Origin of the sequence: Proteus penneri, assembly GCF_022369495.1 — a bacterium.
GTDB lineage: Bacteria > Pseudomonadota > Gammaproteobacteria > Enterobacterales > Enterobacteriaceae > Proteus > Proteus penneri.
In genome coordinates this window covers 434,771-449,551 of the sequence record NZ_CP059690.1, presented here as the reverse complement: position 1 = coordinate 449,551, position 14,781 = coordinate 434,771, and the positions used below count along the sequence as shown (strand labels likewise).

Annotated in this window: 11 protein-coding genes and 1 tRNA gene; 3 read left to right on the top strand and 9 right to left on the bottom strand. The window is 37.8% G+C overall.

Features of this window, described 5'->3' with window-relative positions; translation table 11 throughout:
- Nucleotides 1-5: 5 nt before the first annotated feature.
- The gene (hpaR, locus tag H1225_RS01905) at nucleotides 6-443 is read right to left on the bottom strand and encodes a homoprotocatechuate degradation operon regulator HpaR (protein WP_006534911.1); all 438 of its coding nucleotides are present in this window, start codon (nucleotides 441-443) and stop codon (nucleotides 6-8) included.
- A gap of 590 nt (nucleotides 444-1,033) precedes the next feature.
- Between hpaR and hpaC the strand changes: the two genes are divergently transcribed.
- Together hpaC and dtpB are read left to right on the top strand one after the other, a co-directional pair.
- Nucleotides 1,034-1,552 (top strand): 4-hydroxyphenylacetate 3-monooxygenase, reductase component, encoded by a 519-nt coding sequence (hpaC, locus tag H1225_RS01900; protein ID WP_006534912.1) that lies wholly within the window; start codon nucleotides 1,034-1,036, stop codon nucleotides 1,550-1,552.
- A gap of 596 nt (nucleotides 1,553-2,148) precedes the next feature.
- A complete protein-coding gene (gene dtpB, locus H1225_RS01895; protein ID WP_006534913.1) occupies nucleotides 2,149-3,633 on the top strand; it encodes a dipeptide/tripeptide permease DtpB in 1,485 nt (494 codons plus the stop codon).
- A 167-nt stretch (nucleotides 3,634-3,800) separates the two neighbouring features.
- On the opposite strand, the gene fbaA is transcribed toward dtpB, so the two are convergent.
- The 7 genes from fbaA to dnaQ all read right to left on the bottom strand — a co-directional run bounded on the left by fbaA (nucleotide 3,801) and on the right by dnaQ (nucleotide 13,472).
- On the bottom strand, nucleotides 3,801-4,880 hold the full coding sequence (fbaA, locus tag H1225_RS01890; protein ID WP_006534914.1) for a class II fructose-bisphosphate aldolase: 1,080 nt from the start codon (nucleotides 4,878-4,880) through the stop codon (nucleotides 3,801-3,803).
- A gap of 63 nt (nucleotides 4,881-4,943) precedes the next feature.
- Nucleotides 4,944-6,107 carry a phosphoglycerate kinase gene (gene pgk, locus H1225_RS01885; protein WP_072063577.1) on the bottom strand — a complete coding sequence of 388 codons (1,164 nt, stop codon included), beginning with the start codon at nucleotides 6,105-6,107 and terminating at the stop codon, nucleotides 4,944-4,946.
- Nucleotides 6,108-6,193: 86 nt separating this feature from the next.
- Nucleotides 6,194-7,213 carry an erythrose-4-phosphate dehydrogenase gene (gene epd / locus H1225_RS01880; protein WP_161706577.1) on the bottom strand — a complete coding sequence of 340 codons (1,020 nt, stop codon included), beginning with the start codon at nucleotides 7,211-7,213 and terminating at the stop codon, nucleotides 6,194-6,196.
- A 257-nt stretch (nucleotides 7,214-7,470) separates the two neighbouring features.
- A complete protein-coding gene (gene tkt, locus H1225_RS01875; RefSeq protein WP_072063579.1) occupies nucleotides 7,471-9,465 on the bottom strand; it encodes a transketolase in 1,995 nt (664 codons plus the stop codon).
- A 786-nt stretch (nucleotides 9,466-10,251) separates the two neighbouring features.
- Nucleotides 10,252-11,475, bottom strand: a complete 1,224-nt coding sequence (locus H1225_RS01870; protein ID WP_109847836.1) for a hypothetical protein — start codon at nucleotides 11,473-11,475, stop codon at nucleotides 10,252-10,254.
- A 1,044-nt stretch (nucleotides 11,476-12,519) separates the two neighbouring features.
- A tRNA-Asp gene (locus tag H1225_RS01865) sits at nucleotides 12,520-12,596 on the bottom strand.
- A gap of 123 nt (nucleotides 12,597-12,719) precedes the next feature.
- On the bottom strand, nucleotides 12,720-13,472 hold the full coding sequence (gene dnaQ / locus H1225_RS01860; protein WP_006534924.1) for a DNA polymerase III subunit epsilon: 753 nt from the start codon (nucleotides 13,470-13,472) through the stop codon (nucleotides 12,720-12,722).
- Between the two features lie 65 nt (nucleotides 13,473-13,537).
- Here dnaQ and rnhA point away from each other — a divergent pair, with 65 nt between their 5' ends.
- Entirely contained in the window at nucleotides 13,538-14,023 is a 486-nt protein-coding gene (rnhA, locus tag H1225_RS01855) for a ribonuclease HI (protein ID WP_072063582.1), read from the top strand.
- A 6-nt stretch (nucleotides 14,024-14,029) separates the two neighbouring features.
- Here rnhA and H1225_RS01850 read toward each other — a convergent pair whose 3' ends face one another.
- Nucleotides 14,030-14,746, bottom strand: coding sequence for a methyltransferase domain-containing protein (locus H1225_RS01850; protein WP_161706576.1), 717 nt, complete (start codon nucleotides 14,744-14,746; stop codon nucleotides 14,030-14,032).
- Between the last annotated feature and the right edge of the window lie 35 nt (nucleotides 14,747-14,781).

Sequence of the window (14,781 nt, the reverse complement as noted above, 5' to 3'; positions counted from 1 at the left end):
ATAATTTATTTCTCTGATTGTTCAATATCATCTAAGTTAAGTGCAATCAGCTCTTTTAATAATCCGGATAACCGTTGTAGTTTTTCAGTCGAAAACTTTTGCTCAAGTAATTGATAACCTTCTTCAATTTTAGGCTGAATTTTATCGTATAAACTTTGCCCATTAGCAGAAAGTGAAACAAAAAGTTTACGTTGGTCACTTATCGGTTTTAAACGACAAATTAGCTCGTCTCTTTCCATTCTAATAAGAATACCCGTTAGACTTGGTCGAAGAATACACGATTTTTGCGCTAATTCGTGGAAATCAATAGAACGTTTATCCGCAAGTACACGAATGATACGCCACTGCTGTTCTGTCAGATTATGCTCTTTGAGAACAGGTCGAAAAAAACCCATCGCAGATTCCCGTGCTTGTAATAGCGCGATAGTTAATGATTCATGCATAATCAAGAAGCTCTTTATATGGTGTTATAGGTGAAATGACAAAATATCACTCAATATAGACAGTGAAAAATACCGCTGTTTATAGTTTATAAATGGCTATATTCTAAGAATAGACTAATTGTTACAATTATTCATATTAACAAATAAATAAAGTTGACTCAATTTTTGCAATTTTCTTCCCTTTCTGCAATTTATCACCCATGCCCCTTTTCAGAGCTAAATTCATCTTCCACAACATCTTGAGCTATTCACAATTTTTATAAATTGGCAATTTGTGTTATCTCTTTATCAACCCAAAAAAGTAGCTTGATTTGCCTATTATCCTACTTCTAAATTAGGAATAATGTCGCTTAGCGATAAGGTTGTCTCACAGTTTTTGAGATAAAGTTAATGGGTTGTAACAAAGAAAGATTGCTATCTTTGTTCATGCGCGGTAGCGTTACAGCTTTTAAACAACGCAACAAAGAGACCGGCAATAGCATTACAACTTTGTTAGCGGAGTAGTCAGATGATTTTTATAGTTATCTAACTAATAAATTATTTTAAGTGAAGACGCCCACAGACGAGAAGTCTGGCAGTAGGAGTAAATAATGTCTGAGGAAAAACAGGCTAACCCACTTTTTCGGGATGCAATGGCAAGCTTAGGTGCTGCAGTCAATATCGTGGCAACAAATGGCGATGCGGGTTGTTGTGGCTTAACAGCAACTGCGGTATGTTCTGTTACTGATAACCCACCTACCGTAATGGTTTGCATCAACAGTAAAAGTCAGATGAACTCTATTTTTCAAGAAAATGGAAAATTAAGCATCAATATATTAAATCATGAGCAAGAAGAAATGGCATGTCATTTCGCCGGAATGACAGGGCTCGCGATGGCAGATCGCTTTACCCAACCAGGATGGCAAAACGGACAATTACAACAACCTGTATTAACAAATGCACTTGCCTGCCTAGAAGGTGATATTCATGATGTACGCCAAGTCGGTACTCATTTTGTTTATATGACCGAAATTAAGACTATTTCAGTACGTGAAGATGGTGATGGACTTATTTATTTCAAACGTCGTTTCCATTCTGTTAAAAATAAACAAGTCCCCATCACTGCTTAAATTTCACTTATTTTACCTCAAGATAAAAACGCACTTTTAATAAGGGCGTTTTTATTGACAATAATCACACCATAAAATTAAATATTTATTTATATTAAATGAATATTTATTTAATAGAGTGGCATTAGCTAACTTTTAGATATTTATTAAACATTTATTAACATCTGTTTGTTATAAAAGAATAATTTTTAATTATAATAAAAAATTTCTTTCTAGAATCAATCAGTCACATAATCAAAAATATTTTCTCTCTACCTTTCCCCTTTATCTTTATTTAATTTACTAAGATTAAAATATAAACAAATAATAATTCCATTGATTGTATTTTATACAAAAAATCAATTAAATGACTTTATTTGAAAATAAACTAATGAATATTTTTTTCAATCTGGTATTAATCTTACCCACAGTGTGATCAACCTTTGAGAAGTCATTTCATCAATATATTAGTCTACTCGACTTGCTGATTACCTTCTTAAATTTGCAAACATCACTCTAAATACGACAGATAATGTTACCGTCGTGTAACATTCCTCGTGAATGTGAGTAAATAACATCGTTGTTGAAAATAAATAATAATTAGGGGCATTACAGATATGGATAAACCCGCTCAAGTCGGTTTATTACAACAGCCTAAACCATTCTTTATGATTTTCTTTGTAGAATTATGGGAACGTTTTGGTTACTACGGCGTACAAGGTATTCTTGCCGTTTATTTTGTTAGTAAACTCGGTTTCTCTCAAGAACAGGCTTTCATTACTTTTGGTGCATTCTCTGCGCTGGTTTATGGGCTTATTTCTATTGGTGGTTATGTTGGTGACCACTTATTAGGAACAAAACGAACAATTGTTTTAGGTGCTATTGTCTTGGCTATCGGTTATTTTATGACTGGTATGTCAATTATGTATCCTAATTTAATTTTCTACGCATTAGGCACTATCGCGGTAGGTAATGGTTTATTTAAAGCTAACCCAGCCAGCCTATTAGCAAAATGTTATCCACCTAAAGATCCACGTCTTGATGGTGCATTTACACTATTTTATATGTCGATTAATATCGGCTCATTAATTTCTTTATCTATCGCCCCTGTACTTGCAGAACGTTACGGATATGCACTGACTTATAATATCTGTGGTATTGGCTTGATCATGGCGTTATTAGTTTATTTCTTCTGTCGTAAAATGGTTGCCAATATTGGTTCTGAACCAGACCATTTACCAATGAGCTTTAACAAACTGTTATTAGTTATTGTTGGTTCAATTGCGATGGTATTTGTTTGTGCATGGTTACTGCACAACGTGATGATTGCAAATATCGTTTTAGTCAGCCTGTCCATTATTGTTGTTTTCATTTATTTCCGTGAAGCTTTTAAACAAAAAGACAGAGTTGCTCGTAATAAAATGTATGTTGCATTTGTTCTGATGTTAGAAGCAGTTGTTTTCTACATTCTGTATGCTCAGATGCCAACTTCACTGAACTTTTTTGCTATTCATAACGTTCATCACACACTTTTAGGCTTTGATATTAATCCTGTAAGCTTCCAAGCACTAAACCCATTCTGGATCATTGTTGCTAGCCCAATCCTTGCTATCGCTTACAGTCATTTTGGCGCAAAAGGTAAAGACCTTTCAATGCCAGCGAAGTTTACCGCAGGTATGCTTCTATGCTCATTAGGTTTTCTTACAGCGGCAGCATCAGGTATGTGGTTTGCCGATGCTCAAGGCTTAACATCTCCTTGGTTTATCGTTCTGGTTTACTTATTCCAGAGTTTAGGTGAACTGATGATCAGTGCGTTAGGTTTAGCAATGGTTGCTGCATTCGTACCACAATACATGATGGGCTTTATTTTAGGTATGTGGTTCTTAACACAAGCCACAGCCTATCTGTTAGGGGGTTATGTAGCGACGTTCACAGCCGCACCAGAAGGTATTACAGATCCACTACAAACCTTACCTATTTATACCGATGTATTTGGTAAAATTGGCATAGTAACCTTAATTGTGGGCTTGGTTATGTGGGCAACAGTCCCCCTACTAAACCGAATGATGAAAGAAGAAAGCAAAAACGTTAAAGTTGCTTAATCTTTCAATCTAAATTAAATATTAATAAAAGCGCTTTTAATAGGCGCTTTTATTTTGCAATAAAAAACATTCTTTCGTTTAAGCGTTACCATGATTTTCCACTTTTCTTGATATATAAAAAAACCCGCCAAATAAGCGGGTTTAATTTAATCATTAAGAGTGATCAATTACAGAACATCAACTGAATTCAGTTCTTTAAATGCTTGCTCCAAACGAACAACCATAGATGATTGTGCGTGACGCAACCAGTTACGTGGGTCGTAGTATTTCTTGTTAGGTTTATCAGCACCTTCTGGGTTACCTAACTGGCCTTGCAGATAGGCTTCATTCTTTTTGTAGAACTGTAAGATACCATCCCAAGTTGCCCACTGAGTATCTGTATCGATATTCATTTTGATAACACCATAATCAACAGCTTCTTTGATTTCTTCAGCCGAGGAACCTGAACCGCCGTGGAAAACGAAATCTAAGCTATTGTGTGGTAGATTGAATTTCTGTGATACGTAGTCTTGTGAGTTACGCAGAATTTTTGGCGTTAATTGAACGTTACCTGGTTTATAAACACCGTGAACGTTACCGAAAGAGGCTGCAATAGTGAAACGAGGACTTACCGCGCTCAGTTTTTCATATGCATAAGCAACATCTTCTGGTTGTGTATACAGAGCAGAGCTGTCCATACCTGTATTATCAACACCGTCTTCTTCACCACCAGTACAGCCTAATTCGATTTCTAAAGTCATATCGATTTTAGCCATACGCGCTAAATATTTAGCACAGATTTCGATGTTTTCTTCTAATGATTCTTCAGATAAGTCAATCATATGAGAAGAGAACAGTGGTTTGCCTGTTTTAGCATAGTGTTTTTCACCTGCATCTAACAGACCATCAATCCATGGTAATAATTTTTTCGCACAGTGGTCAGTATGCAGAATAACAGGAACACCATAATATTCAGCCATTTGATGCACATGATGAGCACCAGAAATTGCACCTAAAATAGCAGCTTGCTGTGGTACATCAGATTTAAGACCTTTACCTGCGATAAATGCAGCACCACCGTTAGAGAACTGTACAATAACAGGAGAACGAACTTTCGCAGCAGCTTCTAACACAGCATTGATTGAGTCAGTACCTACACAGTTAACCGCAGGCAGAGCAAATTTATTTTCTTTTGCTACTGCAAATACTTTTTGTACATCATCACCAGTGATGACACCCGGTTTCACGAAATCAAAAACTTTAGACATGTAATAAGATCCTATATTTGGAACAGGTAGAAAATAATTTTCTACCTGTATGAGCTGACTTAATTACTGTTTAGCGCGTTCTTCTAACATTGCAACAGCAGGAAGTTTTTTGCCTTCAACGAATTCTAGGAAAGCACCACCACCGGTTGAAATGTAAGAGATTTTGTCTGCGATATCAAATAAATCAATAGCAGCTAGCGTATCACCACCGCCAGCGATAGAGAATGCTTCACTATCTGCGATTGCTTTAGCAACGATTTCTGTACCTTTACGGAAGTTAGGGAATTCAAACACACCTACCGGACCGTTCCACAGAATAGTTTTTGCATTTTTCAGAATTTCAGCTAAACGTTCAGCAGTCACATCACCGATATCCAATACTTGTTCATCATCTTTAATGTCATTTGCTGATTTCAATACAGCTTCTGCTGTTTCAGAAAATTCAGTTGCAACACGAACATCGCTTGGTACTGGAATATCACATTTTTCCATTAATTTCTTAGCATCATCGACAAGATCAGCTTCATATAAAGAACGGCCTACTGGGTGACCTTCTGCTGCGATAAAGGTATTTGCGATACCACCACCAACGATTAATTGGTCAGCGATTTTTGATAAAGAATCTAATACAGTCAGTTTAGTTGAAACTTTAGAACCACCAACAATTGCAACCATTGGGCGTGCTGGTTTATCTAATGCTTTACCTAATGCTTCAAGTTCTGCTGATAACAGTGGGCCAGCACAAGCAACTTGTGCAAATTTAGCAACACCATGAGTTGATGCTTGAGCACGGTGAGCTGTACCGAATGCATCCATTACAAATACATCACATAATGCAGCGTATTGTTTAGACAGTGTTTCGTCGTCTTTCTTTTCGCCTTTGTTAAAACGAACGTTTTCAAGAACAACTAATTCACCGGCATTAACTTCAACACCGTTTAAATAGTCTTTAGCAAGACTGACAGGTGCAGTTAATTTGTCTTTCAGATAGTCAACAACTGGTTTTAAAGAGAACTCTTCGTTGTACTCACCTTCGGTAGGACGGCCTAAGTGAGAAGTTACCATCACTTTAGCGCCTTGTTTTAACGCGGCTTCAATTGTTGGTAAAGAAGCACGGATACGCGCATCTGAAGTCACTTTACCATCTTTTACTGGAACGTTCAGGTCAGCACGGATAAGAACTCGTTTACCCGCTAGGTCTAAATCGGTCATCTTAATTACAGACATGATGAATCCTCTCATTGATTCTCTAAAATTTAGTAATCTTCTGTTCAGTGTGTTGTATTTTACGCGACACCGTCATTAAAACATGATTATTTAAAACCAGTTGCAGCCATTGCTAACGTTGTATCAAGCATCCGATTAGCAAAGCCCCATTCATTATCACACCAGACTAACGTCTTGATCAGGTGTTGCCCACTGACTCTTGTTTGAGTGCCGTCAACGATAGCACTATGAGGGTCGTGGTTAAAATCAGTTGAGACTAATGGCAATTCTGTGTAATCCACTATACCACGAAATGCGCCAGTTGCTGATTTTTGAATTAACCGATTGACATCTAACACATTTACAGCAGTTTTTACAGTGATACTTAAATCAATTGCCGTCACATTAATTGTAGGAACTCGTACAGAAATTGCCTCAAAATGATCCTTAAATTTTGGGAAAATCCGAGTAATTCCTGCGGCTAATTTCGTATCAACAGGAATGATAGATTGTCCTGCGGCACGAGTACGGCGTAAATCCTTATGATATGCATCAATCACGGGTTGATCGTTCATGGCTGCATGGATTGTTGTTACTGTTCCTGACTCTATATTAAACGCATCATCCATCATTTTAATGATGGGAATAATACAGTTTGTTGTACAAGATGCATTTGAAACAATGCGGTGTTCTTTTTTAAGTTCATGTTGATTAACACCAAAAACCACTGTTGCATCTAAATCTGTTGTCCCCGGATGAGAAAAGAGCACTTTTTTTGCACCTTGTGCAATATGAGCTTCACCATCAGCACGAGAGCCATAAGCACCACTACAATCAAGCACAACATCAATACCAAGCTCACCCCAAGGTAAATCAGCAATATCAGCATGATGAAAAAGACGAATGCTATCATCACCTACTTGCAATAAATCGTTATTAATTCGTACATCCCAAGCAAAACGTCCGTGACTGGAGTCATACTTGAGAAGATGCCCAATGCCTTGTGCATCAGCCAATTCATTTATTGCAACAACCGTTATTTCAGCCCGTTTACCTGATTCATAAAGCGCTCTTAACACATTACGCCCTATACGACCAAAACCGTTAATAGCGACTCTGATTGTCATGTGACTTCCTTGATAACTTGTGATTTGCAACCGCTTAGAATAATAGAGCAAGATACTAATCAACAACGATAAATCAAGTAAATCTAGAAATTGTGCAGTCACCGACATTTTAGCATTAACTGAAACGGTTCAGCTTATTGATAATCAGATTACGAGAAATGAGAGAAGATCGCAATAGTAAACAAAGATGGAAGGATAAAAAAAGAGCACATCTGAGAAATTCTTCCCAAAAATGTGCTCTTGTTAACACTTATTGATTATTTAAGTAAAGATTTTGCCTGTGTGACCACATTTTCAACAGTAAAACCAAACTCTTCAAATAATTCGTTTGCAGGTGCAGATTCGCCGAAGCTATGCATACCAACAATCGCGCCTTCTAAACCAACATATTTGAACCAATAGTCAGCAATACCAGCTTCGATAGCAACACGTGCTTTCACTGATGTTGGTAATACTGCTTCACGGTAATCTGCATCTTGCTTATCAAATGCATCTGTTGCTGGCATAGAAACAACACGTACTTTACGGCCTTCAGCAGTCAGTTGATCATAAGCGCTAACCGCTAATTCAACTTCAGAACCTGTGGCAATAAAGATTAATTCAGGCGTACCAGCACAATCTTTCAGGATGTAACCACCCTTCTCGATATTTGCCAGTTGCTCTGGAGTACGTGGTTGTTGTGCAAGATTTTGACGAGAGAAGATCAGCGCTGTAGGGCCATCTTTACGATCAATAGCATATTTCCATGCAACAGCTGATTCAACTTGGTCACATGGACGCCATGTGCTCACGTTTGGAGTGACACGCAGGCTTGCCATTTGCTCAACAGGTTGGTGAGTTGGGCCATCTTCACCCAGACCGATAGAGTCATGAGTATAAACAAAGATACTGCGGATCTTCATCAGTGCAGCCATACGCACTGCATTACGCGCATATTCCATAAACATCAGGAAGGTTGCGCCGTAAGGAACAAAACCGCCATGTAATGCAATACCGTTCATGATTGCAGACATACCAAATTCACGCACACCGTAATGGATGTAGTTACCGGCCTTGTCTTCGTTCAGTGCTTTAGAACCAGACCACATGGTCAGGTTACTTGGTGCTAAGTCCGCAGAACCGCCCATGAATTCTGGTAATACTTTACCGAATGCTTCTAATGCATTTTGAGACGCTTTGCGACTTGCGATGCTTGAAGGATTTTGTTGCAGATTTTCAATAAATGCTTTGGCATCTTTTTCCCAGTTTGCGGGTAATTCACCAGAAACACGACGTTTGAATTCAGCCGCTAATTCAGGGAACTGTGCTGCGTATGCAGCAAATTTAGCATCCCATGCAGCTTCTTTTGCTTTACCCGCTTCTTTCGCATCCCACTCTTTATAGATTTCTTGTGGAATTTCGAATGCGCCATATTCCCAACCTAACGCTTTACGTGTTTCAGCAATTTCTGCATCACCTAATGGGGAACCGTGAGAATCAGCAGTACCTGCTTTATGAGGGGAACCAAAACCGATAGTGGTTTTACAAATCAACAGTGAAGGCTTGTCAGTAATTTGTTTTGCTTCTTCAACCGCGGCTTTGATGCTTGCTGCATCGTGTCCATCAATGCCACTGATGACATGCCAGCCATAAGCGTCAAAACGTTCTGCTGTGTTATCAGTAAACCAACCGTGCACTTGACCATCAATAGAGATGCCATTGTCATCATAGAATGCAATCAGTTTACCTAACTGTAATGTTCCAGCTAAAGAACACGCTTCATGAGAGATACCTTCCATCATACAACCATCACCCATAAAGGCGTAGGTGTAGTGGTCAACAATGTCATGACCAGGACGGTTAAATTGAGCCGCTAATGTACGTTCTGCAATAGCAAAGCCCACTGCGTTTGCAATACCTTGACCTAAAGGACCCGTTGTTGTTTCAACACCAGGGGTATAACCATATTCTGGGTGACCCGGCGTTTTAGAATGCAATTGACGGAAGTTTTTTAGATCATCTAAAGAAACTTGATAACCAGACAGGTGCAGTAAGCTATAAATCAGCATTGAAGCGTGGCCGTTAGATAATACGAAACGGTCACGATCAGCCCAGTTAGGGTTAGTCGGGTTATGATTTAAAAAATCACGCCATAATACTTCTGCAATATCAGCCATACCCATAGGGGCGCCAGGGTGTCCTGATTTCGCTTTTTGCACAGCATCCATACTTAAAAAACGGATCGCATTAGCAAGGGTTTTACGAGTGGTCATTTTCTACTCCAAGTCGGATAAAAAGCATCTAGATAGCTGATTCTCTCAATGCAGGCAAAAAACCGCAATATAAAAAATCCACCAAGGTGGCTATCGTAATTAGCTTAAAGCAATAATTCTTTGATTTGCACGGCATTTTTTACGATCAAAGCGGAAAATAACATTACACCACCGCATTGTTGCGCAACGAAAAGCAAAAAAGACAATGATTTGCGCAATTGAGAAGCGTGCTATTAAACCTTAGCTTGATATGACTAATCAAGATAAAATTTCATTGCTGAATTATCCATCAAATCAAATAAATACTGTATTGTTTTAATTATAACCTAATAACTGACTAAACTTGTTACAAGGACGTAGAATTATAAGAGATTAAAAAAGATAAAAAGCAGATAACCCACTGATTCAGTAATAAAAATCTTATTTACATCATATATAACTAAAAGGGAAAGTCAGCGTAACGTAAATGTTACTTATCACCTTAGCAAAATGAGTGAGAAAATAAGTAATTAGGTTATTCCAAGAATGGTTTTTATAAATTTTATTACAATAAAGAATATATTTTTCGTATTTTGACTTTCAATAAGCCTAAAGTTTCTTTTTTCTGTGTTAATTGAATATTTTTTTCCATTATTATTTTTGCAGAAAATAGTTTCAGAAAACAGCTTATTTAATAATACTCGAAAGTTTACAAAGCAAAAAACCCAGCATAAATGCTGGGGTTTAGTAATGAAAGGCATCCCTCCGAATTGGATTATCATTTCATGTGGTTATAACTAACCTTGTTCAGATATTTTTAAAGATAGGTATTTTTCTCACTTCTTTAAGGTAGGCAGTACCTTCAGTATTGCCAGTACCTGGCGAGGCGCCCAGCATTTTTACAGCAATACCGTAATGCGACTGCCTCCATATTTTCATGCCTAATCCAAACGACTCCATCGCTTGATGAAAATCATCTTTATACAAATTATCCTGAGGAATAAGATTAAAAACATCATCAATCGTCTCAGGGTTGCATAAAATCTCCTCGCTTACCTCCGGTACCGCTCGATAGGCTATTGAATTGAATCTTTCAGCATCAGGTCTACTACACAATGATTCAACTTTTTTATAACTGCGTGACTGGATTGCACTAGAACCTTCGGTATAGTCTCTGAACCTATGAAAGCCATCAACCCGCAACGTCGATAGCAATGGAAAAAGTGCTGCCATTTCATTCAATCGATTAGCACTGAGAAACAAGAGTTCAGTTGCTTGTTTCAGATCCGATTTAGCAAAGGCAATAACTTCCGTTAAACAAGAGGCCAGCCAATCAAACAATGTTTCAAAAGCCTGTAATATACGTAAAAAAATGTACTCATCATGATTAATATAAACGGGTATCATTGAGTATTCTAAGCGTAATTTTTCATTATCAGATAAGCGTAAAAACACAGCGGAACAAATTGTGTCGCAGATCGCTATCATATCCCGCTCATTATTTTCCCACTGTATATTCATTCGTTGATATACTTTTCCCATACACTTTATCAGTCGTCGGCAACGCATATTAACAAGTCGCTGATCTGGTGCCATTTCATAGAGCCAACTGCCATTATTACGCAATGCCTCTAGCTCAAAACGGATTAAATCCATAGTAATAATAGTCAGTTGCCAATCAATATAATCAGCACTATTTTCTGTGTAATTCTGCCAATGTAATAAATCCAGTGCTAGATAAGATCGGTAACTATAAGTGTCATCAAATTTATCCAAGACGACGTTGAGAAAACTTAACATCCAATCACCAGCGGAATTGCGGGCTAATTCATCTCGATATACTGCCAGTTGTTGTAATTTTTGGTGGGTAACAAAATGTTTTCCAACTTTATGAAATTCAGAAAGAATTTCTCTGGCATCACATCGATGACTATTATTCAATAGACTGTCTTCGGTGGTCACTCTATAACTCTTTTCACGTTTTGAATCAGCCCCATCAAGATGCTCTTGCTCTGATATTCTATCAACCATAGTTAGCTCCCGGCTCTTTGTTTCGATAAATCAGTAACTGTCCACAAAAAAATCTACGTCGGCTTGCTGTATAAAATAATGGATGGCGATCCTTAACACCTTATTACGCAAATTCCTCTTTGTTGCATAAATGTCAGGATTTCAAGTTGCTGGGCGAGTAGTTTTATATATTCCATCCCGCGCTTCACTAATACTGTTGCCTTCGCTACATGCTCAGCACTCAATTCACTTGCTGCTTCAGCTAACTCTTCATTTTGTTGAAGATTCAACCATCGCTATGTGGATTGATGTATAACCTGAAAGAAAAATTCATTAGCAATATGAATGTATTTATACAATATAACAGTCATTAAAACCAACAATAATTTAACGTTGAACCAACAACCCTAACTGTAAAAAGACATATTTACTGGAATTACATAAACAAAATCAATCAAGTTAAAGGAAAAATAATTTTATTATATAGGTTGAAAATCCTTTAAATTAATCCGCAAAAGAGTAATTAAAGCTAATTAAAAGTGATAATTTGCATTATTATAGTATTTTAGTTCACCTTGTTATTATGATTTATTTTATTATTCTAATTGCTTTAATTATTTTAACGGTAATTTTTCGAAGGGTAACAATTAAAGATACCCCGTCATTAATCACAAGTCCGAGAAGCACATACATAAAATATATTTATATTTTTAATTGAGGCAATGTTAAAATCTGTTTTATTGGTTTCCAGTAATTATTTATATATTCAATTAAACGGCTATTCGGGTCTAATAAACAGGGTGTTACTGGCTAGCTGGGGCTAGTTTGGATATCAACGGGGATCAGTACTGGAGTTGCCCGCTTAATGGTAGGAGAAAGCCTTGTGTTCTTATGTTTAGCCCAAAGAGTTCAATGTATATGAACACACATTACAGCGTGATTTACGTGAACATTTGGCTTATTTACGGGTAGAAGGTCGGAAAAGTGGCATACTGCAGGTATGGCATAATGATAAAACCTCAATAGCAAAAACGCCATGCTAATAAATAGCATGGCGTCATAATTTGGCGGAACGGACGGGACTCGAACCCGCGACCCCCTGCGTGACAGGCAGGTATTCTAACCAACTGAACTACCGCTCCGCGTATCCTTTTGGACGAGGTGAATATTACGAATCTCTTGCCTTGTCGTCAACTGTTTTTCTAACAAAAAGATGCATTTGGATAGTTTTTAATCTCAGTTAACCATTTCTGCATTTTTTATCTTCAAACAGCCTCATCATTTGATGCTGGACGCCACAAACAATGCCCGCCTTTTTTCTCAACTAAATCTAATCGAGACTCATGCTCAGCAAGTTCTTCTGCGGTTGCTCTTATTACTCTTAATCCTGAAACAGGGCGCTCGATACGCTGGATATCATTTTGCTCTTGCTCGTTATTTGATTCACCTTCCATTGAAAATGCTAATGCTGTTTGTCCACCGGTCATTGCCAAATAGACATCAGAAAGTATTTCAGCATCCAATAACGCGCCGTGAAGAGTACGTTTAGAGTTATCTATTAAGTATCTATCACATAAGGCATCAAGGTTATTTCGCTTACCGGGAAATAATGCTCTTGCCATTGCAAGGCTATCGGTAATTTGGCAGAACGTTTCAGTAGGCGGAATATCACGGTTAAGTTTTCTAAACTCATAATCCATAAAGCCAATATCGAACGATGCGTTATGAATGATCAGCTCTGCGCCACGAATATACTCTAAAAACTCGTCAGCGATATCAGCAAAAGAAGGACAATCTTCTAAAAACTCATCACTAATACCATGAACTTCAAACGCTTCAGGATCAACTAATCTTTCGGGCTTAATATAAACATGGAAATTTCGCCCTGTTAATCGACGATTGATAACCTCTACAGCACCAATTTCAATGATATTATGACCTTCATAATGAACGCCCAGCTTATTCATACCAGTAGTTTCGGTATCAAGTACAATTTGTCGTGTGATTGGAGTGCTCATAATCCGTTTTTATGTCAGACTTAGGGTTAGTTTTTCGTATTAATCAAAAAGGATAAGTCGCCTTTATGCACAAGCAGGTAGAAATATTCACCGATGGTTCATGCTTAGGCAACCCTGGCCCTGGTGGTTATGGCGCTATTTTACGCTATCAACAACATGAAAAAACCCTAAGTGAAGGTTTTTTTATGACCACCAATAACCGAATGGAACTTCTTGCCGCTATCGTAGCATTAGAAACATTAAAATTCCCTTGTAAAATCACACTGACAACAGATAGCCAATATGTCAGACAGGGTATTACACAATGGATCCATAGCTGGAAAAAGCGCCAGTGGCGTAAAGCAGACAAAAGCCCCGTGCTTAATGTCGATTTATGGAAACGCTTAGATAGTGCTATTACTCGTCATGAAATTGAATGGCATTGGGTAAAAGGCCATGCAGGTCATGATGAAAATGAACGTTGTGATGAATTAGCAAGAACGGCGGCTCAATCACCTACACAAGAAGACACAGGTTATATCGAAAGCCAAAAAGATAAAACCACAGATTAGTAAGCATTATGGCTCTGGATGATTACGTGTAGCGCCTAAAACTCGACCTTTTACACTCATGCGTGGCAATACAAACTTCAAGGCTGTGGGTGTTAAAGGAAGCGTTCTTTTACGTGCAATGATTAGATTTAAACAGCCACCGATGTGATAGCGGCTGCCATCACGTTTTATTGGTCTTGAAAATGGCATAATCTGGAAATTCTGTTGTGTCATCACTTCGTAATTTAGCACACTTAGCCAATCAATTTGGCGTCGAAGTGAAAACATACGACTTGAATAAGGCTGCCTTTGTCGTAAAAAAGGCGTGCATTTACCCAATCCTAATAAACTCATAGGGTTAAAGCTCGTTAATACTATCCAGCCATCATCAATTAAAACGCGATCTGCTTCTCGTAATAGCCAATGGGGATCTGCACTATAATCAAGCACATGCGCCATAAGACAAACATCAATCGATTTATTTTCAAAGGGTAAATAATCTAAAGAGGCAATAACATCTGCATTTATTTTATTAGATGTCACATTGACTTGATGTGAAACGATACTTAATTTGGTATCCAGTTCGGCACTGAGTTGACCGAGTTTTAATAAATGAAAGCCATACATTTTTGGCCACCAATTTTGTAAACGCAGTTCGATAGCCATGCGATAATATTCCCCCCATGGAATATCACGCCAAGAATCTGGCATCATAATTGGTTTTGCTGAACGCGCTGCTTTCATCGTTTAACCCTTTATATTTTATAAGTAAGGTAACT